At 64.2% G+C, this 21,843-nt stretch carries 18 protein-coding genes; 13 read left to right on the top strand and 5 right to left on the bottom strand.

Annotated features, from left to right (window positions below; translation table 11 throughout):
- Nucleotides 1–577: 577 nt before the first annotated feature.
- The 8 genes from lpxC (at nucleotide 578) to C8N35_RS19095 (ending at nucleotide 12,314) form a co-directional block, all read left to right on the top strand.
- Nucleotides 578–1,516 (top strand): UDP-3-O-acyl-N-acetylglucosamine deacetylase, encoded by a 939-nt coding sequence (lpxC, locus tag C8N35_RS19130; protein WP_107991331.1) that lies wholly within the window; start codon nucleotides 578–580, stop codon nucleotides 1,514–1,516.
- Nucleotides 1,517–1,788: 272 nt separating this feature from the next.
- Entirely contained in the window at nucleotides 1,789–2,616 is an 828-nt protein-coding gene (locus tag C8N35_RS19125; protein WP_107991330.1) for an outer membrane protein assembly factor BamD, read from the top strand.
- A 162-nt stretch (nucleotides 2,617–2,778) separates the two neighbouring features.
- On the top strand, nucleotides 2,779–4,443 hold the full coding sequence (gene recN / locus C8N35_RS19120; RefSeq protein ID WP_107991398.1) for a DNA repair protein RecN: 1,665 nt from the start codon (nucleotides 2,779–2,781) through the stop codon (nucleotides 4,441–4,443).
- A 174-nt stretch (nucleotides 4,444–4,617) separates the two neighbouring features.
- On the top strand, nucleotides 4,618–5,448 hold the full coding sequence (locus C8N35_RS19115; protein ID WP_170122170.1) for an arylamine N-acetyltransferase family protein: 831 nt from the start codon (nucleotides 4,618–4,620) through the stop codon (nucleotides 5,446–5,448).
- A gap of 316 nt (nucleotides 5,449–5,764) precedes the next feature.
- On the top strand, nucleotides 5,765–7,924 hold the full coding sequence (gene ligA / locus C8N35_RS19110; protein WP_107991328.1) for an NAD-dependent DNA ligase LigA: 2,160 nt from the start codon (nucleotides 5,765–5,767) through the stop codon (nucleotides 7,922–7,924).
- A 185-nt stretch (nucleotides 7,925–8,109) separates the two neighbouring features.
- Complete coding sequence (locus tag C8N35_RS19105) at nucleotides 8,110–8,658, top strand: cytochrome b (RefSeq protein WP_107991327.1); 549 nt, start codon at nucleotides 8,110–8,112, stop codon at nucleotides 8,656–8,658.
- Nucleotides 8,659–8,800: 142 nt separating this feature from the next.
- Nucleotides 8,801–11,275, top strand: a complete 2,475-nt coding sequence (locus C8N35_RS19100; protein WP_245926864.1) for an ATP-dependent helicase — start codon at nucleotides 8,801–8,803, stop codon at nucleotides 11,273–11,275.
- A gap of 151 nt (nucleotides 11,276–11,426) precedes the next feature.
- Complete coding sequence (locus C8N35_RS19095; RefSeq protein WP_107991325.1) at nucleotides 11,427–12,314, top strand: 50S ribosomal protein L11 methyltransferase; 888 nt, start codon at nucleotides 11,427–11,429, stop codon at nucleotides 12,312–12,314.
- Nucleotides 12,315–12,803: 489 nt separating this feature from the next.
- Here the strand turns inward: C8N35_RS19095 and C8N35_RS19085 are convergent, their stop codons facing one another.
- Nucleotides 12,804–13,019, bottom strand: a complete 216-nt coding sequence (locus C8N35_RS19085; RefSeq protein WP_107991323.1) for a hypothetical protein — start codon at nucleotides 13,017–13,019, stop codon at nucleotides 12,804–12,806.
- 435 nt (nucleotides 13,020–13,454) lie between these two features.
- On the opposite strand from C8N35_RS19085, the gene C8N35_RS19080 reads away from it, so the two are divergent.
- The 3 genes from C8N35_RS19080 (at nucleotide 13,455) to C8N35_RS19070 (ending at nucleotide 17,368) form a co-directional block, all read left to right on the top strand.
- Nucleotides 13,455–15,269 carry an aminopeptidase P family protein gene (locus C8N35_RS19080; RefSeq protein ID WP_107991322.1) on the top strand — a complete coding sequence of 605 codons (1,815 nt, stop codon included), beginning with the start codon at nucleotides 13,455–13,457 and terminating at the stop codon, nucleotides 15,267–15,269.
- A gap of 216 nt (nucleotides 15,270–15,485) precedes the next feature.
- The gene (locus C8N35_RS19075) at nucleotides 15,486–16,532 is read left to right on the top strand and encodes a phytanoyl-CoA dioxygenase family protein (protein ID WP_107991321.1); all 1,047 of its coding nucleotides are present in this window, start codon (nucleotides 15,486–15,488) and stop codon (nucleotides 16,530–16,532) included.
- Nucleotides 16,529–17,368, top strand: coding sequence for a DUF2711 family protein (locus C8N35_RS19070; protein ID WP_107991320.1), 840 nt, complete (start codon nucleotides 16,529–16,531; stop codon nucleotides 17,366–17,368). The genes C8N35_RS19075 and C8N35_RS19070 overlap by 4 nt, the downstream gene beginning before the upstream one ends.
- Here the strand turns inward: C8N35_RS19070 and C8N35_RS19065 are convergent.
- Nucleotides 17,340–18,554, bottom strand: coding sequence for a polyhydroxyalkanoate depolymerase (locus C8N35_RS19065; RefSeq protein ID WP_107991397.1), 1,215 nt, complete (start codon nucleotides 18,552–18,554; stop codon nucleotides 17,340–17,342). The genes C8N35_RS19070 and C8N35_RS19065 overlap by 29 nt on opposite strands.
- Nucleotides 18,555–18,673: 119 nt before the next feature.
- On the opposite strand from C8N35_RS19065, the gene C8N35_RS19060 reads away from it, so the two are divergent.
- Both C8N35_RS19060 and C8N35_RS23725 read left to right on the top strand, forming a co-directional pair.
- Complete coding sequence (locus C8N35_RS19060) at nucleotides 18,674–19,321, top strand: glutathione S-transferase (RefSeq protein ID WP_245926863.1); 648 nt, start codon at nucleotides 18,674–18,676, stop codon at nucleotides 19,319–19,321.
- A 38-nt stretch (nucleotides 19,322–19,359) separates the two neighbouring features.
- Nucleotides 19,360–19,821, top strand: coding sequence for a hypothetical protein (locus C8N35_RS23725; RefSeq protein ID WP_146177432.1), 462 nt, complete (start codon nucleotides 19,360–19,362; stop codon nucleotides 19,819–19,821).
- Between the two features lie 5 nt (nucleotides 19,822–19,826).
- On the opposite strand, the gene C8N35_RS19055 is transcribed toward C8N35_RS23725, so the two are convergent.
- The 3 genes from C8N35_RS19055 to C8N35_RS19045 are packed head-to-tail and all read right to left on the bottom strand — an operon-like array spanning nucleotide 19,827 to nucleotide 21,824.
- A complete protein-coding gene (locus tag C8N35_RS19055) occupies nucleotides 19,827–20,138 on the bottom strand; it encodes an AzlD family protein (protein WP_107991318.1) in 312 nt (103 codons plus the stop codon).
- Nucleotides 20,135–20,938: an AzlC family ABC transporter permease gene (locus C8N35_RS19050; protein ID WP_107991317.1), complete on the bottom strand. Its 804-nt coding sequence runs from the start codon at nucleotides 20,936–20,938 to the stop codon at nucleotides 20,135–20,137. Before C8N35_RS19050 ends, C8N35_RS19055 begins: the two co-directional genes overlap by 4 nt.
- 25 nt (nucleotides 20,939–20,963) lie before the next feature.
- On the bottom strand, nucleotides 20,964–21,824 hold the full coding sequence (locus C8N35_RS19045; protein ID WP_107991316.1) for a helix-turn-helix transcriptional regulator: 861 nt from the start codon (nucleotides 21,822–21,824) through the stop codon (nucleotides 20,964–20,966).
- Between the last annotated feature and the right edge of the window lie 19 nt (nucleotides 21,825–21,843).

Genomic DNA, 21,843 nt, shown 5'->3' with positions numbered 1-21,843 from the left:
GCGCGGTGCGTGGGGGCGGGATCCTTCTCCCCATCAATGCCGTAACGGCTCCCCGGGTCGGGTTTTCCATGCCGTCCGCTGGTCTTACCATCACGCGCTATCACCGCGATCACGCATTGTGACATCGGTTCTCCCGGAGCGCGGCGCGGCGTGCCATCGTACCGAATTCGCCGGTTTTCCTGCATATTCGCGGATGATCCGGAAATGCGCGTCAATCAGGAGTGGAGCGCATTGCGCAGAGCTTCGCTGCGGAAGGTTGGGGAAGCGTTACAATGCGTAATAAAGCTTTATTTCTGCCTCGCAGCCGGTGCGGGTAGTGTCCCTCGCGAAGTCGCGGTCCAACCGTGGCTGACGTCGCGCATCCGGCGCTCGCGTTCGAATTCTCGCGTTCGAATTCAAGACCTTCGAATTCAAGACGTTCGAATTCGGGAGACGACAAGGCCGGGTTGGCACGTTTTGAGGCAGACTGTATCAGCTCTGCTTCATTCGAACGAGCCGGTTGCTGACGGTGCTGAACCGAACGGATGGCGTGACGTGCGGGGGCACTTGGCCGATGTGGCCACTTGAGGACAGAAGAATGACGGGACTTCGAAACGACAGGCAGAAAACTCTCGCCGAGCGTGTGACGCTCAATGGCCTGGGGGTTCATTCAGGCAAGCCCGTTTCGATGACGCTTCACCCCGCTCCCGCCGATAACGGCATCACCTTTATCGCCCCCGGCACCGAAAACGAGATCAAGGCGCACTGGTCGCAGGTCTCCGCCACCGCGCTTTGCACGGTCATCGGCCGTGGCGCGGAATCGATCGGCACGATCGAGCACCTGATGGCGGCGCTTCGCGGACTTTGCATCGACAATGTGGTGGTGGAAGTGGATGCCAACGAGGTGCCGGTCATGGACGGCAGCTCGGCCCATTTCGTCGATGCCATCGATCAGGCCGGCATCGTCACCCAGAATGCCCCGCGCCGCTATATCCGTGTCCTGAAGCCGGTGCGGATCGAGATGAACGGTGCGGTCAGCGAGCTGCGGCCCTATGCCGGCACGCGCTTCGACATCACCATCGATTTCGACACGCCCCTCATCGGTCGCCAGCGCTTCGTCTCCGACCTGACGCCGGAAGTGTTCTGCAACGAGCTTGCCCGGGCACGCACCTTCGGCAAGGTTTCCGACGTGGAGAAGCTGTGGGCGATGGGCTTTGCCAAGGGCTCCTCGCTGGAGAACTCGGTGGCGATCTCCGATGATCGCGTTCTCAACCCGGAAGGCACGCGCTGGCCGGACGAGTTCGTGCGTCACAAGACGCTGGATGCGGTGGGCGATCTCAGCCTCGCCGGCTATCCGATTCTCGGCGAGTACCGGTCCTACAAGCCCGGTCACAAGATGAATCACTCCATTCTCGTGGCGCTGTTCGCCGACGAGGATGCGTACGAGATGGTGGTCGGCCGCCCGCAGCGTGAAGCCGCTCACGTCGATTTTTCCGGCGAGATCGCCATGCCCGCCTACTGCCCGGAAGTCGCCTGAGGCGAACGACCGGCGCAATCGCCACAAAAAAGTTGCAAAGCCGGGCCAAGTCGCATGTTCGATGTGCGGGGTGGATGCGTGTTGGCGAGGGGCGGCGGGCCGATGTTCCACGCCCCCTTTCCATCAAGGGGATTTCCGCGCTAGAAGGACCGGGTCTGGAGAAAGTCGGGCCGTCACTGGGACGGCCGCGGCTTCCTGAGGAGAGGCGATCAGTGTTGCGACGTGTAATCGTATCGAGCGGACCCGAACTGGGTGCTGCGGCGCGGGGTGTAATGAACCGGAGCCGGGCGCTTGTTCGCGTGCTGCCGCTGGTCGCGGTGCTGGCCCTTACGGCCTGTGCTTCCAAGAAGCCAGACGATCTGGCGATGGACGACACGCCGGCCGATCAGCTCTACAACGAGGGCCTGGCCTTCCGCGCCGCCGGCGATCTGAAGCAGGCGACGGCGAAGTTCGAGGAAGTCGACAGGCTCCATCCTTATTCCGAATATGCGCGCAAGTCGCTGATCAACCTTGCCTACACGAACTATTCGCGCGGCAAGTACGCGGAGGCGATCACCGCGGCCAGGCGTTTCGCGACGCTCTATCCCGGCTCGCCGGACGCGGCCTATGCGCTCTACATCATGGGCAACTCCTACTATCGCCAGATGCCCGACGTCACCCGCGATCAGCAGGTGACGGCGAAGGCGCTCGGCGCCATGCGTGAGCTTGTGCGTGTCTATCCCGACAGCGAGTATGCCGCGGACGCGCGCAAGAAGATTCGTATCACGACCGACCAGCTCGCGGGCAAGGAGATGGAGACTGGGCGCTACTACCTGACGCGCCACAATTACGTCGCCGCCATCAACCGGTTCCGCTATGTGGTCGAGAACTATCAGGAAACCCGCCACATCGAGGAAGCGCTGGCGCGTCTGACCGAGGCGTACTATGCGCTCGGCGTCATCGACGAGGCGAAGACGGCGGCCGCCGTGCTCGGGCACAACTACCCCGAAAGCCAGTGGTACAAGGATTCCTACACGCTGCTGAAGAAGGGTGGCTACGAGCCCTCCGCCAATCCGCGAAGCTGGATCAGCAAGGCGTTTGAAAGTATCAAGGTGCTGTAGCCCTTTCCGGCCCGACACCGACTCGTGCCGGGCCGGGCAGCATTCACGGGTCTCCTCTCGGCCTCGCGAATGCCGCGAATGAAGGGCCGTTCGCTCATGCGGCCGGCCCTTATCTGTCATGACGGGACCCAACTTCACGAGATTTTCCGGACCGACCGCATCATGCTGGCAGCGCTCTCGATCCGCGATATCGTCCTGATCGACCGGCTGGACATCGATTTCACCGCCGGCATGACCGTGCTGACCGGTGAGACGGGGGCGGGCAAGTCGATCCTGCTGGACGCGTTGACACTGGCGCTTGGCGGGCGCGGCGATGCCGGTCTGGTGCGCCATGGCGCCGATCAGGGGCAGGTGACGGCGGCCTTCGACGTCGCCATGGACCATCCGGCCCGCAAACTCCTTTCCGACAACGATATCGACGATGATGGCGACATCATTCTGCGCCGGGTGCAGAATGCGGACGGGCGCACGCGCGCCTTCGTCAACGACCGTCCGGTCTCCGCCTCGCTGATGCGCGATATCGGCGCGCGGCTGGTGGAGATCCACGGCCAGCACGACGAGCGCGCGCTGGTTGATCCGGCAAGCCACCGCCGGCTGCTCGATGCCTATGGCGGGCTGGAGGCGGAGGTGGCCGGCGTCGCGGAGGCCCACCGCGCCGTGCGTTCGGCAGGCAAGGCGCTACGCGAGCACGAGGAACGCATCGAGACCGCCAGGCGCGAGGCCGATTTCCTGCGTGCCGCGACCGAGGAACTCGCCGCGCTCAACCCGCAGGCCGGCGAGGAGGAGACGCTTGCCGAACGCCGGGCGGCGATGATGCGGGTGGAAAAGATCGCCGGCGATCTTTCCGACGCGGTGGAAACGCTGAACGGCACGGCCTCTCCGATCCCGGAACTCGCCTCGCTGATGCGCCGGCTGGAGCGCAAGGCGGAGGCTGCAGCCGGCATGATCGACCAGCCGGTCTCCCTCATCGGGCAGGCGCTCGACCTGCTGGAGGAGGCGCGCGGCGAGCTGGAGGCTGCGCTGCGCAAGACCGAATTCGACCCGCGCGAGCTGGAATCCTCCGAGGAACGGCTTTTCGCGCTCAGGGCGGCGGGGCGGAAGTTCTCCGTGCCGGTTGACGATCTGGGCGCACTGCGCACCCGGATGGAAACCGATCTTGCCGATCTCGATGCGGGCGAGGAAAAGCTGGGCAAGCTGGAGGCGGCGCTGAAGTCGGCCGAGACGCGCTATGACGACCTGGCTGTCGCGTTGAGCGCGCGGCGGCGCGAGACGGCGGCAGCACTCGAACATGCGGTTGCCGGCGAATTGCCGGAACTGAAGCTGGAGCACGCCCGCTTCATCGTGGAGATCACCACCGACCGGCAGGCGCGCGCCGCCGACGGCATCGACCAGGTGGAATTCTGGGTGCAGACCAATCCGGGCACCCGGCCGGGGCCGATGATGAAGGTCGCCTCGGGCGGCGAACTTTCGCGCTTCCTGCTGGCGCTCAAGGTGTCGCTCGCCGACAAGGGCTCGGCGCCGACACTGGTTTTCGACGAGATCGACACGGGCGTGGGCGGCGCGGTGGCGGAAGCCATCGGCATCCGCCTTGCCCGGCTCGCCTCGCAGGTGCAGGTGCTCACAGTGACCCATGCGCCGCAGGTGGCGGCGCGTGCGGTCGGCCATCTGCAGATCTCCAAGCAGAAGGTCGAGGAGGACCGCGTCGCGACGCGGCTGACCCGGCTTGAGGACGACGCGCGCCGCGAGGAAATCGCGCGGATGCTGGCCGGCGCGGTCATCACCGACGAGGCACGTGCCGCAGCCGAAAAGCTGATGGCCGGCGCGTAAGCCTGCGCGGTTTTTCCCGTCCGCCGAAATTCGGACTGTTTCGTCTGTCAGGGACACTCCGCCAGAGATCAAAGTGTGGCGGCGGTCACAGTGCGGGGGCCTGGCCACAAGCTAGACAAGGGCAACCGCAGCCGGCCGTTTGCGCCGGGTGGGGAGCATTTCGGGAGACCTGTCTTGACATTCGATCTTGATGCCTACCTGGCGCGCATCCGTATCGATGCGCCGTCCGCGACAAGCCGAGGGCTCGCGCGGCTGCAGGAGGCGCATCTTTCCGCGATCCCGTTCGAAAGCCTCGATCCGCTGATGGGGCGCGTGCCGGCGCTCGAGCCGGAGGCGCTCCAGCGCAAGCTCGTAGCGGGCCGACGCGGCGGCTACTGTTTCGAGCAGAACGGCCTGATGGCGCTGGCGCTCGACGCATTGGGGTTCCAGTTCGAGCGCGTTCTCGCGCGTGTGCGCAACGGGGGCGAGCGGGGCGGCGTTCGATCGCATCTGGCTCATGTCGTTCACGTGGAAGGGCGCGACTGGCTCGTCGATGTGGGCTTCGGTGGCGGCGGCGCGCGCCGGCCGGTGCCGCTGGAGCGCTACCGGCTCGACTATCAGTCGGACGAGGTCTACCGGATCGCCACGGACCCCGCGACAGGCGAGACGGTCTTGCAGCGGCTTGCCGAGGACGGGTGGTATTCACTTTACGGCTTCGAGCGTGGCGATATTCCGCCGATCGATATCGAGGCGGCCAACCATCTGTGCGCCACGTGGGACAAGGCGCCCTTTTCCGGCAACCTGATGCTGCACCGGCTGACGCCCTGGGGGCGCATCGGCGTCTTCAATGCGAAGGTCACCGAGGTGCGCGACGGCGTGAAGAGCGTGCGCGAACTCCGCGACGCTGGTAATCTCGACCGGCTGCTGCGGTCGGATTTCGGGCTGGCGCTGGCGGACGAGGAAATCGACGCGATCGCGGGGAAGCTGCGGTTGCCGATGGAAGAGGACGCGCGCTCGGTAGCGTGAGTTGCGGCTTGTTTGACGGTGATGGAACCGGCGCATGGCGCTATGTCTCAGCTTGTTCGCTTCTCCCCCCTTGTGGGGGAGATGTCACGCGTTCGCGTGACAGAGGGGGGTAGGCGGCAGGTTTGGAGCAAGCGGCTTCACCCCCCTCTGTCGGCTGACGCCGACATCTCCCCCGCAAGGGGGGAGAGGGGAGCAAGCGGCAAGGCCACGAACGAGGGGCGGAAACAATCCACCTTCCATCGCCTTCGCGCTTCCGCCCGAGCCCCCTCAGACGCCATAATGCGGCCTCCCGAATCCCTTCATCCGAGATCTTCCCATGTCCGAGACCGCGTCCCTTCCTGTCGAAAAGCTGACCAAGGATCAGGCCCGCGCGGAGCTTGAGCGGCTGGCGAAGGAGATCGCGCACCACGACGCGCTCTACTATCGCGAGGACGATCCGGAAATCCCGGATGCCGACTATGATGCGCTCAGGCAGCGCAACGCGGCTATCGAGCAGGCGTTTCCGGATCTGGTGCGCGCGGATTCGCCCTCCGTCCATGTCGGCGCCGCGCCGCAGGAGGCCTTCGGCAAGGTCACCCATTCCATCGCCATGCTGTCGCTCGACAACGCGTTTTCCGATGAGGACGTGGCCGATTTCGTCGCCCGTGTGCGCCGGTTCCTGCGCTACGATCCGCTGCACGGCGCACTTGCCGTGACCGCCGAGCCGAAGATCGACGGCCTGTCGCTGGCGCTTCGCTACGAGAACGGCAAACTGGTGACGGCGGCGACGCGCGGCGACGGTACGACGGGCGAGAACGTGACCCGCAACGCGGAGACCATCGACGACATTCCGCGCACGCTGCCCAAGGGCGTGCCCGACGTCGTGGAGATCCGCGGCGAGGTCTACATGGCGCACGCCGATTTCGCCGCGCTCAACGAGCGCATGGTCGGCAATGGCGGCAAGCCGTTCGCCAATCCGCGCAACGCGGCGGCCGGCAGCCTGCGCCAGCTCAATCCGGAGATTACGGCCTCGCGGCCGTTGCGCTACTTTGCCTATGCCTGGGGCGAGATGACGTCGCTGCCGGCCGACACGCAGATGGGGATGATCGAGGCCTTCGAGGGCTGGGGCTTTGTCACCAACCCGCTGATGAAACGCTGCGAGAGCGTGGAAGAGCTGATCAACGTCTATCACGAGATCGAGGAGAACCGGGCGACGCTCGGCTACGATATCGATGGCGTGGTCTACAAGGTCGACCGGCTCGATCTGCAGGAGCGGCTTGGCTACGTCTCGCGCTCGCCGCGCTGGGCCATCGCCCACAAGTTTCCGGCCGAAAAGGCCTTCACGATCGTGCGCGAGATCGAGATCCAGGTGGGCCGCACCGGCGCGCTGACGCCGGTCGCCAAGCTTGAACCGGTGACGGTCGGCGGCGTGGTCGTCTCCAACGCCACGCTGCACAACGAGGACTACGTCAGGGGCATCGGCCAGGACGGAGAGCCCATCCGCGGCGGCAAGGACATCCGCAAGGGTGATACGGTGCAGATCCAGCGCGCCGGCGACGTCATCCCGCAGGTGATCGATGTGGATCTGACGAAGCGCCCGGCGGATGCGACGCCGTTCGAGTTCCCCACCGTGTGCCCCGTATGCGGCAGCCATGCGGTGCGCGAGGAAAACCCCAAGACCGGGCGGCTCGACGCGATCCGCCGCTGCACGGGCGGGCTCACCTGTGCCGCGCAGGCCAAGGAGAAGCTGAAGCACTTCGTCTCGCGCAACGCCTTCGATATCGAGGGGCTGGGCGACAAGCAGGTGGAGTTCTTCTACGAGATCCCGGTGGAAGAGGGCGGCATTCACCAGCCGGCCGACATCTTCACGCTCCAGCGCCGCGATGCCGGTTCGCTGGTGAAGCTGAAGAACCGCGACGGCTGGGGCGAGACCTCGGCGAAGAACCTGTTTGCGGCCATCGACGCACGGCGCGAGATCGATCTCAACCGTTTCATCTACGCGCTCGGCATCCGCCATGTGGGTGAGGGCAACGCCAAGCTTCTGGCGCGCGCTTATGGCTCGTGGGCTGCGTTTGCCGAGGGCATGCGCGAGGCGGTGGACCATGCGAGCGGCGCCTGGACGGACCTCAACAACATCGACGGTGTCGGCGAGATCGTCGCGGAGGCCGTTGTGCAGTTCTTCGCCGAGGAGCACAATCGGCAGGCGGTTGAAGCGTTGCTGGCCGAGGTGACGCCCATCGACATGGAGGCGCCATTGGCCAAAGGGTCGCCGGTCGCCGGCAAGACGGTGGTCTTCACCGGATCGCTGGAGCGGCTGTCGCGCGACGAGGCCAAGGCTATGGCGGAACGGCTGGGCGCCAAGGTGGCGGGCTCGGTTTCGAAGAAGACGGATCTGGTCGTCGCTGGGCCGGGCGCGGGCTCGAAGCTGAAAAAGGCGGAGGAGCACGGCGTGGAAGTGATTTCAGAGGATGGCTGGTTCGAGCTGGTGGGCGAGTAGAACCGCGGCTGTTCCGGCGCGTGCGATGGTCTTGTCTTGCGCTTGGGGGGACGGCGGCATCAGGTTGGGTTCGGCCGTGCAGCGCGGCGTCTGTGCCGGTTTGTCGCATAGGAAGATCGCAGACTTGTCAGATGCCTCGCGGCATTGCTTGCTTTAGGTGAGGCAAGTTCTCGTTGGAGATTGCAATGGCATTTTCAGACACGCGTAACGGATATGGCTGGACCTCGATCATCCTTCACTGGCTCGTTGCGGGTCTGGTCATCGCGGTCTTCGTGATCGGGGAGCAATTCGAGGATCTCTCGCGTGAAGCGGCGCGGCCGCTGATGGCACTGCACTTTTCGCTTGGCGCAACGGCTGCCGTGTTCATCCTCTTGCGGCTCGTCTGGCGGTCGATCCAGGGTCACCCGCCGGTGAGCGACGATCCCTTCGCGCTACGGCTTCTGGCCGGCATCGTGCAATGGGCATTGCTGCTGTTGCCGGTGCTGCTGGTCGTCTCCGGCATGTTGACGGTCATGTCCATGGCGCGACCGGTGGAGGTGTTCGGCCTCTTCGCCATTCCTTCGCCCTTCACGCAGCCCGACCACGAACTCCGCGAAATTCTGGAAGAGGTGCATACGACGGCGGTCACGCCTATGGTCGCGCTCGTCGTCGTGCATGTGCTGGGCGCGTTGAAGCATGCGGTGATCGATCGGGACGGCGTATTCTCGCGCATGTTCCACCCCATCGGGAGATGATCGCGCGCCGAGCGGCCGGTAGCGGAGGTTCGGCCCGGCCGTAAGCGGTGTGGCACGTTTGCGAGAAACCGGCCCGCCGGCCTCGCGCGGGCCACGATCGTTGCTATATTGTTCCGCGATGACACAAGAGATTCGTGGACAAATGAGCACTTCCGGCGGAATGGGCGACGACGATCTGGACGGCTGGGACTTGCCTGCGCCGCAGGGGCCGAAAGCCCATGAGCCGGCGCCGCCGCGTCCCGCGACCGGGGGCATCGCCCAGCGCGCCATGGCGGCCGTCCGGCCCGCGCCGGTTGCCGTCGATTATCTTGCCGGGTTGAACCCGGAGCAGCGCGAGGCGGTCGAGACGCTGGACGGGCCGGTGCTGGTGCTGGCAGGTGCGGGGACGGGCAAGACGCGGGTGCTGACCACCCGCATCGCGCATATTCTGGCAACGCGGCGCGCGTTCCCCTCCCAGATCCTTGCGGTGACTTTCACCAACAAGGCCGCGCGCGAGATGAAGCAGCGTATTTCCGCGCTCGTGGGCGAGAGCGTCGAGGGCATGCCGTGGCTCGGCACGTTCCACTCGATCGGCGTGAAGATCCTGCGCCGCCATGCCGAGCTTGTGGGCCTGCGCCCCGATTTCTCCATTCTCGACACTGATGACCAGATCCGCCTCATCAAGCAGCTGATCGAGGCGGAAGGGCTTGATGCCAAGCGCTGGCCGGCGCGCCAGTTCGCCTCGCTGATGGATGGCTGGAAAAACCGCGGGCTGACGCCCGAACAGGTGTCGGAAGGCGAGGGGCGGTCGTTTGGCAACGGCAAGGGCCGCAAGCTCTATCAGGATTACCAGGAGCGGCTGACGGTTCTGAACGCCGCCGATTTCGGCGATCTGCTGCTGCTGACCATCCGGCTCTTCCGCGAGCACCCGGAGGTTCTCAAGGGGTTCCAGGATCGCTTCCGCTTCATGCTGGTGGACGAATATCAGGACACCAACATCGCCCAGTATCTGTGGCTGCGGCTGCTCGCCCAGGGCAACAAGAACATCTGCTGTGTGGGCGACGACGACCAGTCGATCTACGGCTGGCGCGGGGCGGAGGTCGACAACATCCTGCGCTTCGACCACGATTTTCCCGGCGCCAAGGTGATCCGGCTGGAGAGGAACTACCGCTCCACCGCCCATATTCTCGCCGCGGCCTCGCACCTGATCGCGAAGAACGAGGGCCGGCTGGGCAAGACGCTGTTCACCGATCACGACGACCCGGAGGCCGAGCGCGTTTCGGTCGCGAATGTGTGGGATTCCGAAGAAGAAGCGCGCACGATCGGCGACGAGATCGAGGATTTGCAGCGCCACGGGCACGCGCTCAACGACATCGCCATTCTGGTGCGTGCGTCCTTCCAGATGCGCGAGTTCGAAGACCGCTTCATAACGCTCGGGCTCAACTACCGGGTGATCGGCGGCCCGCGCTTCTACGAGCGCATGGAAATCCGCGATGCGCTTGCCTACTTCCGCGCAACCATCCAGACATCCGACGATCTGGCCTTCGAGCGCATCGTCAACACGCCCAAGCGCGGCCTGGGCGATGCCTCGCTGAAGCAGGTGCATGCGCTGGCGCGGGCGCAGAACATTCCGCTGATGCAGGCAGCCTCGCTGCTGGTGGAGACCGAGGAGCTTCGCGCCAAGCCGCGCAACACGCTGAAGAACCTGCTCGCCGATTTCGCCCGCTGGCGCGCGCAGATCGAGACGATGCGGCACACGGATCTGGCCGAGATCATTCTGGACGAGAGCGGCTACACCGAGATGTGGCGCAACGACCGGTCGGCGGATGCGCCGGGGCGGCTGGAAAACCTGAAGGAACTGATCCGTTCGATGGACGAATTCGAGTCCATGGCCGGGTTCCTGGAGCATATCTCGCTGGTCATGGACCGCGATTCCGGCGACGGCAGCGACGATGCCGTCTCCATCATGACGCTGCATTCGGCCAAGGGGCTTGAATTCGATACCGTCTTCCTGCCCGGCTGGGAGGAGGGGCTGTTTCCGCACCAGCGCGCGCTCGATGAATCGGGCAAGGCGGGGCTGGAGGAGGAGCGGCGGCTGGCCTATGTCGGCATCACGCGCGGCAAGAAGCGTGTCCGTATCCGCTTCACCGCCAACCGGCGCGTGCATGGCATGTGGCAGACCTCGATCCCCTCACGCTTTCTGGACGAGTTGCCGGAAGAACACGTGGAGGTGGCCGAACAATCATCCTCCTATGGCGGATACGGGTCGAGCGGCATGGGGCCTTATGGTGCGAGCCGGTTCGACACGCGCGATCCGTTTGCCGGCGGCAACAGCTATTCCACGCCCGGCTGGCAGCGCGCGCAGCGCAGCCGCGAGAATGGCGGTGGCGGTTTTTCCGAAGGCGGCGGGTCGTTCGGGCGCAAGGGGGCATCCCGTGGCGGACCGAAGACCATCGAGGGTGAGCTTGTCGCGAAAAGCGTTACGGAGACGGCGTCGGCCTATTCGGTGGGCGAGCGGATCTTCCACCTGAAATTCGGCTACGGCCGAGTGGCGTCGATCGATGGCAACAAGCTGACGATCGAGTTCGAGAAGGCCGGCCGCAAGAAGGTGCTGGACAGCTTCGTCGAAGCGGTGTGAGGGGCGGCGGCGCAGGCCCTGGGCGCGCCACCTGACGAACGGCCCGCCTCTTGCCTCACCCCTTTCGCGTCCTTTCCCTTCGCCCTATAAGGCGCAACACCAGACATTTCCGGGCGCCGTATCGCACCCGTCTACCCAGGACGTACCCTCCATGCCCATGATCCGCGCCCGCGTGACGGCGGATGAACTCGAAGCCAGGCGCATAGCCGGCATTCTTGAGGCCGCCTACGAGGACGAAGCCTATCCGGTTTCCGTCTACGAGCCGGTGATGGATGGCCCGTGGATTGCGGAAATCCTGTTCTTCGATGGTGAGCCCGAGGCGGTGAAGGCCGAGATCCTCGACCGGGTCGGCACCGACGCCTTCGCGGCCCCGGTGGAGACGGACGTGCTGGAAGAGATCGACTGGGTCGCCAAGGGGCTGGAAAGCCTGACGCCGGTCACTGCCGGGCGCTTTGTCGTCCATGGCAGCCATGACCGCGACAAGATCTCGCCGCACGTGATCGGCATCGAGATAGAGGCCGCGCAGGCCTTCGGTACGGGGCATCACGGCACCACGGCCGGGTGTCTGGAGGAACTGTGCCGGGTGCTGAAACGCCGCCGGTATTCCTCTATCCTCGATCTGGGAACCGGCTCCGGCGTTCTCGCCATCGCCATGGCGAAGCTGGCGCATTTGCCTGTTCTGGCCACCGACATCGATCCGGTCGCGACCAAGGCGGCTACGGAGAACGCGCGGCACAACGAGGTGCGGGGGCTGGTGGAATGCGTGACGGCGGCGGGCGTTCATCATCCGCGCATTCGCGCGCGTGCACCGTTCGACCTCGTCGTCGCGAACATTCTCGCCCGTCCGCTGATGGCGCTTGCCCATCCGATCGCGCAGCTGATGGCGAAGCCCGGTACGCTGGTGCTGTCGGGTTTGCGCGTTGCCGACGGGCCGCGCGTGATCGCTGCCTACCGCGACCAGCGCTTCCGTCTCACCCACCGTATCGAACACGACGACTGGCTGACGCTCACCTTCGCCAACACGCGGGTCGAGCTTTAAGGGCTATTCGGGACGTCCTGATGCTCCCTCTCGTCTTGATCGATCTCGCCAGCGTCATCCCGGGCGCGCTGCAACGTGCAACGTTGCTGCGCAGACCCGGGAACGCGTGCCGCATGCACCGAGAAGGTCCCGGATCTGCGAAGCGGCACTCCGCGCCGCATCTCGTCCGGGATGACGCAGGAGAGATCGATCTCCTGGCACGAAAATCCGCTTCGTGCGAAAAAGAACATGCCCCGCATACGAAAGCGGGGCGCGCCTTGCGGCTGCGCCCGGATCTCTACTGAAAAGAAAGCGGGGCGCGCCTTGCGGCTGCGCCCGGATCTTTACTGAAAAGAAAGCGGGGCGCACCTTGCGGCTGCGCCCGGATCTTTACTGAAAAGAAAGCGGGGCGCACCTTGCGGCTGCGCCCCGTGCTTCACGTACCTGAAGTGTCCTGACCTGCCTGACCTGGCTTCCCACCCGAGAGGGGCTCAGTTGGGAGACATTAAGTCAGTAGGGAAACGTCATCGAGCCTTCATGCTCCAGCTCGCTACGGTCGTAGCCGTAAGCGTTGAGCGTGGCGTCGTCGAGCGACAGCAGGTATCCGTTGACATAGCGGCGTGCCTGGCGTTCGCGGGCGCTGACCATGCGGTCGAGAGCGCGGCGGAACAGGCCGTGGCGGGCGCCGCCGTGAAGTCCGGTCGAGGTGACAGTGGCAGTCGCCATGATGAAATCTCCTTGCGTCACTTGCGGTCGGGACCGTCCTGCCCGCCGCTCACTGATTGCAAGGTATGGACAACGATACCCCTCAGTAAGCGCGGCCACTGCATAGCTGCTCTCACATTTCGACATGTACGCAATTGTACGTTTGCAGTGCAGCATAATTCTTGAGCGAACTGCCTTGGCCTTGGGCATCAATTGGCGGGTTTCTGCTCTTTTCCGGTGTTCGATAGCCAGAGATCTTCATCATCCGTTAACCATGTCTGGCCGGAATCGGGCTCCGACCTGAGGGCACGCGCCCGTTGGTCGCAGGTCTCGCGGTGCGAAACTCATGCGGCCTTGTTTCGGAGGTGGGGGATGACGCAGCGGCGGGTCATTGAGCGGTGCTTGAAATTGCGAATTCTGTATCGCCCCGTGTGCCGAACGCGCTAATTTGGAAGCATGTTTCAGACATATGATCCTCCCTCGGAATCAGGTGCGCGCGGCGACCGGCTGGTCGCCCTGCGGGCCGAACTCACCCGGCGCGGTCTCGATGGCCTCATCGTCCCGCGGACCGATACCCATCAGAACGAATACGTCGCGCCCAGCGAAGAGCGCCTCGCGTGGCTGACCGGCTTCACCGGTTCCGCCGGCGCGGCCGTGGTCTTCATGGACAAGGCGGCGATCTTCGTGGACGGCCGCTATACCTTGCAGGTGCGCGCCCAGGTGGATGCGGCGCTGTTTGAGCCGCTGCACCTGATCGAGACGCCGCCGGCAACCTGGATCCGGCTTGTCGCGAAGAAGGGCATGCGCATCGGCTACGATGCGATGCTGCACACGGTGAACGGTGCCAGGCGCCTGAAGGACGCCTGCGAAAAGGCCGGTGCCGAGCTTGTTCCCGTCGAAGGCAACCCGATCGATACGGTCTGGACTGACCGGCCGGAGCCGCCGCTTGAGGCGGTGGTGCTGCATCCGCTTTCCAGCGCGGGCGTATCGGCGGCGGACAAGATCGAGCGGCTGAAGGTCGAACTGCGCGAGGCCGGCCTCGATGCGGCCGTGATCGCGCAGCCCGATTCCATCGCCTGGACCTTCAACATTCGCGGACACGACCTGCCACATCTGCCGGTGGCGCTCGCCTTCACGATCCTGCGCGCGGATGCGGCCCCCCAGCTCTTCATCGACCGCCGCAAGCTCTCCAACACGGTTGCCGATGCGCTCGGCCAGTTGGCCGAAGTCGGCGAGCCGGATGGCTTCCTGCCGGCGCTGGACGGGCTTTCGGGCCGCACGGTGCTGGTCGATCCCGACATGTCGGCGGAGGCGATCACGCGGCGTCTTGAGGCCGCCGGCGCCACGGTGAGCTTCGGGACCGATCCGGTGCTGTTGCCCAAGGCGATCAAGAACGATGCGGAGATCGAGGGCGCGCGCGCCGCGCACCGGCGCGACGGCGCCGCCTTCGCGCGCTTCCTGGTGTGGTTTGAGGAAAACGCGCCGAAGGGCGGGCTCGACGAGGTTTCTGTCGCAAAGGCGCTGGAGGGCTTCCGGGCCGACACCGGCAAGCTGAAGGACATCTCCTTCGACACGATCTCCGGTGCCGGGCCGAATGCCGCCATCTGCCACTATCGGGTGACGACGGCCACAAGCCTGCCGATCGAGATGAACAGCATCTATCTGTGCGATTCCGGCGCGCAGTACGAGGACGGCACCACAGACATCACCCGCACCATGGTGGTGGGAACGCCCGACGAGGAGATGCGGCGCCAGTTCACGCTGGTGCTTCAGGGGCATATCGGTATTTCGACCGCGCGCTTTCCTGTGGGTACGTCGGGTGCGCAGCTGGACGCGCTGGCGCGCATTCCGCTGTGGAAGGCCGGGCTCGACTTCGACCACGGCACGGGCCATGGCGTCGGCTCCTATCTCAGCGTTCACGAAGGGCCGCAGCGCATTGCCAAGACCGGCACGACGCCGTTCCAGCCTGGCATGATCGTTTCCAACGAACCGGGCGTCTACAATGCCGGCAAGTGGGGCATCCGCATCGAGAACCTGGAGCTGGTGACGCCGGCGGAGAGGATCGAAGGCGGCGACCGGCCGATGCTGGGCTTCGAGACGCTGACGCTAGTGCCGATCGATCGCCGGCTGATCGTGACCGCCATGCTGAGCGCGGCGGAACGCGCCTGGGTCGATGCCTATCACGCCCGGGTTCTGGCCGGGATCGGGCCGCTGGTCGATGCCGGGACGCGCGACTGGCTTGAAAAGGCGACGGCGCCGCTGGAAGACTAGAGCGCTTTCCGTTCAGACGGAATCGTCTGAACGACAAGAAATCGCTCCAGATTCAATACCTTGAGCATATCCTTATCGATCAGATTGGTTCAATCTGATCGGGATATGCTCTAGGCGCGCACTTTCGGGAGAGGGCGCGGGGCGTTCTCTCCCGGTGCTGAAGGATGGGCCACGCGCACCACCGGCCCGCGACAGGCCATACGCAGGGGAGGAGAGATGAAGGCTCTCGACGTGCTGCGGGCGCCGCTGTGGGCGCTTGAACTGGCGAGCGGCGCGAAGTCGTTTCGTCACAACCCGATCATCGGTTCGCCCGCGCTCAACCGGCGCGGGCTCCATCTGCAGCGCGTGAAGCTCGCCGAACGCATGGCCGACTGGCGTCGGCGGCGGCTGACGCATCTGGTCGAGCCGAGCGATGTCGAAGCCTATGAGCGCGATGGTTTCGTCATCCGCCGCAACGCCTTGCCGGAGGCGGACTTTCGGGCATTGCGGCGCGCGGTGGAGGACAACGCATTCCCTGCGCAGGAGATGTGGCAGGGCAACGCGGTCACCCGTTTTGCGCCGGTGACGCGCGCCATGTGCGCCGAGCACGTCGAAATCGGAGCCTTCGTCAACGGCCCGCTGTTTCAGGGGCTGCTGCGCTATGTGGCTTCGGTCGATGCCGATCCGATCGTGTTCCTGCACACGGTCTTTGCCGAGCCCGACCGGGGCCCCCGCGATCCCCAGACGATTTTTCATTCCGACACCTTTCACGCAACCGCCAAGGCCTGGCTGTTTCTGGAGGATGTGACGGAGGACGGCGGCCCCTTCACCTATGTGCCGGGCTCGCACCGGATGACGCCCGAGCGGCTGCGTTTCGAATACGAGAAGTCGCTCACCGCGCGCGCGGACACGAACCGGCATCATGCGCTGGGGTCATTCCGGGTCACGGATGAGGAATTGCGCGATCTGGGCTATGGCGAGCCTGTGCGCGTGGCGGTGCCGGCAAACACGCTGGTGGTGGCCGATACGCACGGGTTTCACGCACGCGGCGTGAGCAGCCGGGCGACGGTGCGGCTCGGCATCTACGGCTCGCTGAGGCGCAATCCGTTCCGCCCGTTCACCGGGCTCGATCCGTTCTCGCTGCCGGGGCTCAAGGGGCGGCAGGCGGAGATCCACGACATGATCAACACCTGGAAGGCGAAGAAGGGCAAGACCGGCCAGCCGCCGGTCGGCGCGGTGAAGCCGCTCGATCCGCCGGTGAGGTGGGGGGAGAAGCAGGCATGAAAACAGGATTTTACCCGGAATCGGGGTCTGCCGGCAAAATTCCGCGCGAGATCATATATCCCGGCCTCGATATTCCTTTGCTGGAATGGTGGGATGGTATCTACGACCATGTCTTTGTAGCGTTTCAGCCGTTCTACTGGCTCGCATCCGAGACAGATGGGTCCCGGGTCAGCCGAAGGTTTGATGAGGAAACGGAGCAGATCGACCGGACCGGTTACGATGCAGAAAAGGCGAAGGCGCGCGGAGTGCCGATTTCGTGGGAAGACATGCGCGTTGCGATAGCGCCGGAATGCTGCATGCATTCGTTCTATATGGCGGGCTGGCTACTCGCGGCCCTCGGGATGGTTCGCCCGACGGAACGTTCCGAGATCGTTCGTGGACTGCAAGTCAAGATCTCAGATTACTGCGAATTGAAAGATCTCTATTTCCCGACGGACGATAACATGTCACCCGTTCTGGAGCCTGTCATATTCAAGTTCTTGTCGCAGCTCGAGAAACCTGAAATCGAAATATATGACGAGTTTCGGCATAACGTCTTCAACGAGCCGCTGTCTGTCTTCGCTCCGGCCGCGCCGCCATATTATTTGCCGGAAGCGATTACCGGGACTCGTCCCTATGCCATCCATCTGCCGGACCCCGGGGTGCTCATGACATGGGAGTTCGACAGCTGTGACATCAAGATCGCGATGACGGACCGCGCGTGGAGGATGGCTCAACCGGAAGAGTATTTCGAAGGCTTTTACGCCGATTCCGAAATCTATTCCGATTGGCCCAATACGCCAGCGTGGCTGGCTCCAACGCCGAAACCTACTCCATCGACAGGATCATGTTCCTGACGACCGGGTAGATCTCGCGTTCCCAGCGCTTGCCGTTGAAGACGCCGTAGTGGCCGACATTGGCCTGCAGGTGGTGGCGTTTGAGGTGGGGGCGCAGCGATTTGCACAGCTCGTGCGCGGCAGACGTCTGGCCGATGGCGCAGATGTCGTCGCGTCCGCCTTCAACGGTAAGCAGCGCGGTGCGGGTGATCGCACCCGGATCGACCAGTCGGCCCTCGTAGGTGAACTCGCCCTTGGCAAGCTCCGCCTTGTGGAACACACGGTCGATCGTCTCGATGTAGAATTCCTCCGTCATGTCGAGGACGGCGAAATACTCGTCGTAGAAGTCCTTGATCTTCTTGGCTTCTTCAGCGCGGCCGTGAGCAAGGTGCTGGTACAGGTTCTCGTGCGCCTTGCGGTGGCGGTCCATGTTCATCGCCATGAAGGCGGTGAGCTGGAGGAAGCCGGGATAGACGCGCCGCCCGCCGCCGGGATAGCGCGAGGGCACCGTGGAGATGACCGAGCGCTTGAACCAGCCGAGCGACTTGGCGACCGCGAACTCGTTCACTTCCGTCGGGCTTTCGCGCGGATCGATCGGGCCGGCCATCAGCGTCATGGAGAGCGGGGTATCGGGGTGGTGCCCTTGCGACATGACGGCGACGGCGGCCAGCGTCTGCACGCAGGGCTGGCAGACGGCCAGCACATGAGCGCCGGGGCCGATCTCCTCCAGGAAGCGGATGAGGTAGGAGATGTAGTCCTCCACGCCGAAGCGGCCGGCGGAAACCGGCACGTCGCGGGCGTTGGTCCAGTCGGTGATGTAGACGTCGTGGTCGCGCAGCAGCGTCTGCACCGTGCCGCGCAGCAGCGTGGCGAAGTGGCCGGAAAGCGGGGCGACGACAAGAACGCGCGGCTGTGGCGTATCGACGTTCTTGGTGAAGTGAAGAAGCTTTGCGAAGGGGAGGTCGAGCGCGACTTGCGTCGTCACCGGCACGACGCGGTTGCCGCTCATCACCTCGGTGATGCCGAATTCCGGGCTCGTGTGTGTGATCTCGAAACGCTCGAGCATTTCCAGCCCGGCCGTCAGCCTGCGGCGGGCCGGGTCACTCCAGCTCCAAAGCAGCGTATCGGCTGAATTGCGAAACTGTTTCGCGAAAAAGCGCATCGGTTCGATCAGGTCATCCTGAAGCTGGTAAGCCTGATACATCATGGATCCGTCCTGTTTGCCCCGCCCCTCGATCATATGCACAAAATGCGCTAATGCATTTTATTGTGCAATGCGAGAAGATATTGCGCGGTGCAAAATGCGGATGTGGGAGGTTTGGTTCCATGGCGACGTTGACGATTTCCTCGAAAAATTATTCTTCCTGGTCGCTGCGCGGGTGGCTGCTGTGCCGGATGGCCGGTCTTGATTTCGAAGAGGTGCCTGTCGATCTTGACGACGAGGCACGCCAGGAACTGCTGTTGCTGTCGCCATCGGTGCTGGTGCCGCGCCTGGTGCATGAAGATGTCACGGTGTGGGACACGCTGGCGATCGGGCAATATCTGGTGGAGACCTTTCCAAAGGCGGGGCTGCTTCCCGCAGACAAGGTCGCGCGCGCCCATTGCCGTGCGGTTTCGGGGGAAATGCACTCGGGCTTCTACAACCTGCGCTCGGCTTTGCCGATGAACCTCAAGGCGAAACACAAGAGCTTCAAGATCTTTTCCGGCGCGCGGCCCGATGTGGAGCGGATCAAGGCGATCTGGGCGGAGTGCCTGGAGGCCTATGGCGGACCATACCTTTTCGGCAAGATGCCGACCATCGCCGACGCCATGTATGCCCCGGTCTGCACGCGGTTCGTCACCTATGCGGTGGAGCTGGAACCGGAACTAGCAGCCTATTGCCGCACGATCCTCGACTGGCCCTTGATGAAGGAATGGACCGAAGGCGCCATGGAGGAGCCGGACGAGATCATCGAGCTGGAGGTGGAGTTCTAGAACATCGCCAGTATCATTAGTTTGGGAGAGAGTGGTTTATGTACTCGCATTTGCAAGAACCTGAAGAAAAATGGATGGAGGACCTGGAAAAGACGGCCGGGAAAGACGCGCGGCGGGCGGCAGAGCGGATCGCCGAGTTCCTCCTTGTTTCAGGCTTGGCGGTTAAGGCTATTGAAAATCCGTCATCTCTTAAAGTTCCTTTTAATACACCAGACGGCGAACCAATAAATATCGGTTTTATCAGAAATGATCATCTTTCATTTGAATTTCCCGTTGGGAATTTAGGGCGCACTAAAGCATATAGTTCGGATATAAAACGGCTTGAATTGCTAAATCTCTTGAAATCCGAGCTGTCTCCAGACGTGGAAATAGAAAATGATTCCGAAAACAGGTGGCCGAATATCCCCTTTGATAAGATCCTGGATAATAAGATCTGGATCCGATTTTCGTGTATCTTGTTGACGGTAATAAAGAATATCTCAGCAGAAACTTCTAACTAGCAGGCCTACCCCAGCACCATCCTCAACGCCACCACCGAGACGACACCAATCACCACCACCACGAACAGCGGCAATTTCGTCGCCGCGATTGCCGTGATGGCGGCGGCGATGGTTTCCGCCCAGCCGGTGGCGATCGCCATGGGGGCGATGACGGCCATCAGGACGGCCGGCGGCACGGCTTCGAGCGCTGCCTTGAAGCGGCCGGTGGTCGGGATGTGGCGGACCAGCAGGAGACCGGCAAGACGGGTGGCGTAGGTGGCAACGCCCATCGCCACGAAGGCTGCAAGGGTGGCGGGATCGAGATCGAAGGCGCTCATGAGCGGCGCTCTGTGGCGTGTTCGGGAGCCACCTCCAGGCGCGGGCCGGGCGTGTCCGCGCTCCAATCCGGCTGTTCGGCGTTCGTGGCCTCGCCGTCATCCGCACGCCAGGTGATCGCGGCTGCGATCATGCCGGCGAAGGCTCCGGCCAGAATGTACCAGGCTCCCTCCACGTGGGCGTGGACGAGGGCGGCCGTGCCGGCGCTGGCGATCAGCACCACACCCGTCTGCGGTCCTTTCCAGAAGCTCACGATCAGCACGATGAAGAGGGCGGTGAAGGCGAAATCGAAGCCGATGGCGGCGGGATCGCCGAGCACGGGGCCGATGACGCCGCCCAGCAGCGACCACGTGTTCCAGCCGACGATGAAGACGAGCCCCATGCCGAAATAGAAGGCGGGGGTGAGGGGCGCGCGTGCCGCGCGCGCCTCGGCCAGCGCCCACAATTCGTCGACCAGGAAATACATCGCGAAGGGCTTCAGCGCGCGCGGGAAAAGCCCCAGCTTCGGCGCGATCGAGGCGCCCATCAGCACGTGCCGCAGGTTGATCAGCAGCGCGGAAAAGCCGAGCGCCAGCCACGGGGCGGGCGCGCTCCACACGTCGATGGCGACGAATTGCGCGCTGCCGGCGAAAACCAGCGTGCTCATCAACCCGATTTCCAGCAGCGACAGGCCCTTTTGCGCCGCAATGGCGCCAAGAAGCAGGCCGAAGGGCGCCGTCGCCAGAATGATGGGCAAGGCCTTGATGATGCCGGCAGTGAATTCGACCCGGGGCTCGTCGGGGCCATTGATGTGTTTCTGCATGGTGGTTTTCAGTGGGAGTGACTATTCAGGCGGCGGCGGCGAAGACGCCTGGTGTAATTCCCATCCGGCCCTTGAAGACCCGGTTCAGGTGGCTCTGGTCGCAGAACCCGCAGGCCGCGGCTACATCCGACGGTGCAAACCCTTTGAGCAGCAGGCGCCGGGCCGTGTGGATCCGCCGGTCGAGCAGGAAGGCGTGGGGCGTCAGCCCATAGGTCTTGCGGAAAGCGCGCAGGAGATGATGCCGGCTCAGGCCCGCGATGTGGGCGAGCGTCGTGAGGTCGATGTTCTCGCCAAGATGCGCGTCGATATAGTCGCGTACCCTCGCCAGTCCGGGATGATGGTCGAGCGCATGGGCCGCGGGCTCCAGATCGGCGTGGCGAACGAGCGACATTGCGAAGAAGCGATGGAAGAGTTCGTCGCTCTCCAGGCTGCCGTGACCGGTCTCGAGACGGCGGTGGGCCTCGGCAAACGTGGCGGCAAGTGCCGGATCGCGAATGATGGGCGTGCGGAAATGCGGCAGTGAGCGCGGCCTGCGGCCCAGCAAGTCTTCCGCGATCCCGGCGATGAAGTCGGTTTCCGGATAGGCGGTGCGATAGGCGTAGCCGCCGTCGACGGGGCATCCGTCGTGCAAGGTGCCGGGATTGACGAAGCAGACGTCTCCCGGCCGCGCGGCCCCCCGGTAGCCCGCGATGTTGACGCCCTCGCAGCCGGCGACGATGACACCCACCACATAGGTTTCGTGCGTATGCGGGGTATAGACGTGGGTCCGGAAGGTCGCCGACAGGCACTCGAGCGCGTCGTGGCGCGGCTCGCGCCAGAAGCGGGCGCGCTCACCCGCGTTCAGCACCGTCAGATCGAAGGCCTCGGGTTGGTTCATCGTCGTCATTGGCCGACTTTAGCGGCTG

Origin of the sequence: Breoghania corrubedonensis (assembly GCF_003053845.1) — a bacterium.
GTDB lineage: Bacteria > Pseudomonadota > Alphaproteobacteria > Rhizobiales > Stappiaceae > Breoghania > Breoghania corrubedonensis.
This window is presented reverse-complemented; position numbering and strand designations above follow the sequence as displayed.

Coding starts and splice junctions, on each gene's coding strand:
- C8N35_RS19080 (WP_107991322.1), top strand. CDS start 13,455: ATGTTTCAGACATATGATCCTCCCTCGGAATCAGGTGCGCGCGGCGAC.
- recN (WP_107991398.1), top strand. CDS start 2,779: ATGCTGGCAGCGCTCTCGATCCGCGATATCGTCCTGATCGACCGGCTG.
- C8N35_RS19060 (WP_245926863.1), top strand. CDS start 18,674: ATGGCGACGTTGACGATTTCCTCGAAAAATTATTCTTCCTGGTCGCTG.
- ligA (WP_107991328.1), top strand. CDS start 5,765: ATGTCCGAGACCGCGTCCCTTCCTGTCGAAAAGCTGACCAAGGATCAG.
- lpxC (WP_107991331.1), top strand. CDS start 578: ATGACGGGACTTCGAAACGACAGGCAGAAAACTCTCGCCGAGCGTGTG.
- C8N35_RS19045 (WP_107991316.1), bottom strand. CDS start 21,824: ATGACGACGATGAACCAACCCGAGGCCTTCGATCTGACGGTGCTGAAC.
- C8N35_RS19065 (WP_107991397.1), bottom strand. CDS start 18,554: ATGATGTATCAGGCTTACCAGCTTCAGGATGACCTGATCGAACCGATG.
- C8N35_RS23725 (WP_146177432.1), top strand. CDS start 19,360: ATGTACTCGCATTTGCAAGAACCTGAAGAAAAATGGATGGAGGACCTG.
- C8N35_RS19125 (WP_107991330.1), top strand. CDS start 1,789: ATGAACCGGAGCCGGGCGCTTGTTCGCGTGCTGCCGCTGGTCGCGGTG.
- C8N35_RS19085 (WP_107991323.1), bottom strand. CDS start 13,019: ATGGCGACTGCCACTGTCACCTCGACCGGACTTCACGGCGGCGCCCGC.
- C8N35_RS19095 (WP_107991325.1), top strand. CDS start 11,427: ATGCCCATGATCCGCGCCCGCGTGACGGCGGATGAACTCGAAGCCAGG.
- C8N35_RS19100 (WP_245926864.1), top strand. CDS start 8,801: ATGAGCACTTCCGGCGGAATGGGCGACGACGATCTGGACGGCTGGGAC.
- C8N35_RS19070 (WP_107991320.1), top strand. CDS start 16,529: ATGAAAACAGGATTTTACCCGGAATCGGGGTCTGCCGGCAAAATTCCG.
- C8N35_RS19050 (WP_107991317.1), bottom strand. CDS start 20,938: ATGCAGAAACACATCAATGGCCCCGACGAGCCCCGGGTCGAATTCACT.
- C8N35_RS19075 (WP_107991321.1), top strand. CDS start 15,486: ATGAAGGCTCTCGACGTGCTGCGGGCGCCGCTGTGGGCGCTTGAACTG.
- C8N35_RS19105 (WP_107991327.1), top strand. CDS start 8,110: ATGGCATTTTCAGACACGCGTAACGGATATGGCTGGACCTCGATCATC.
- C8N35_RS19055 (WP_107991318.1), bottom strand. CDS start 20,138: ATGAGCGCCTTCGATCTCGATCCCGCCACCCTTGCAGCCTTCGTGGCG.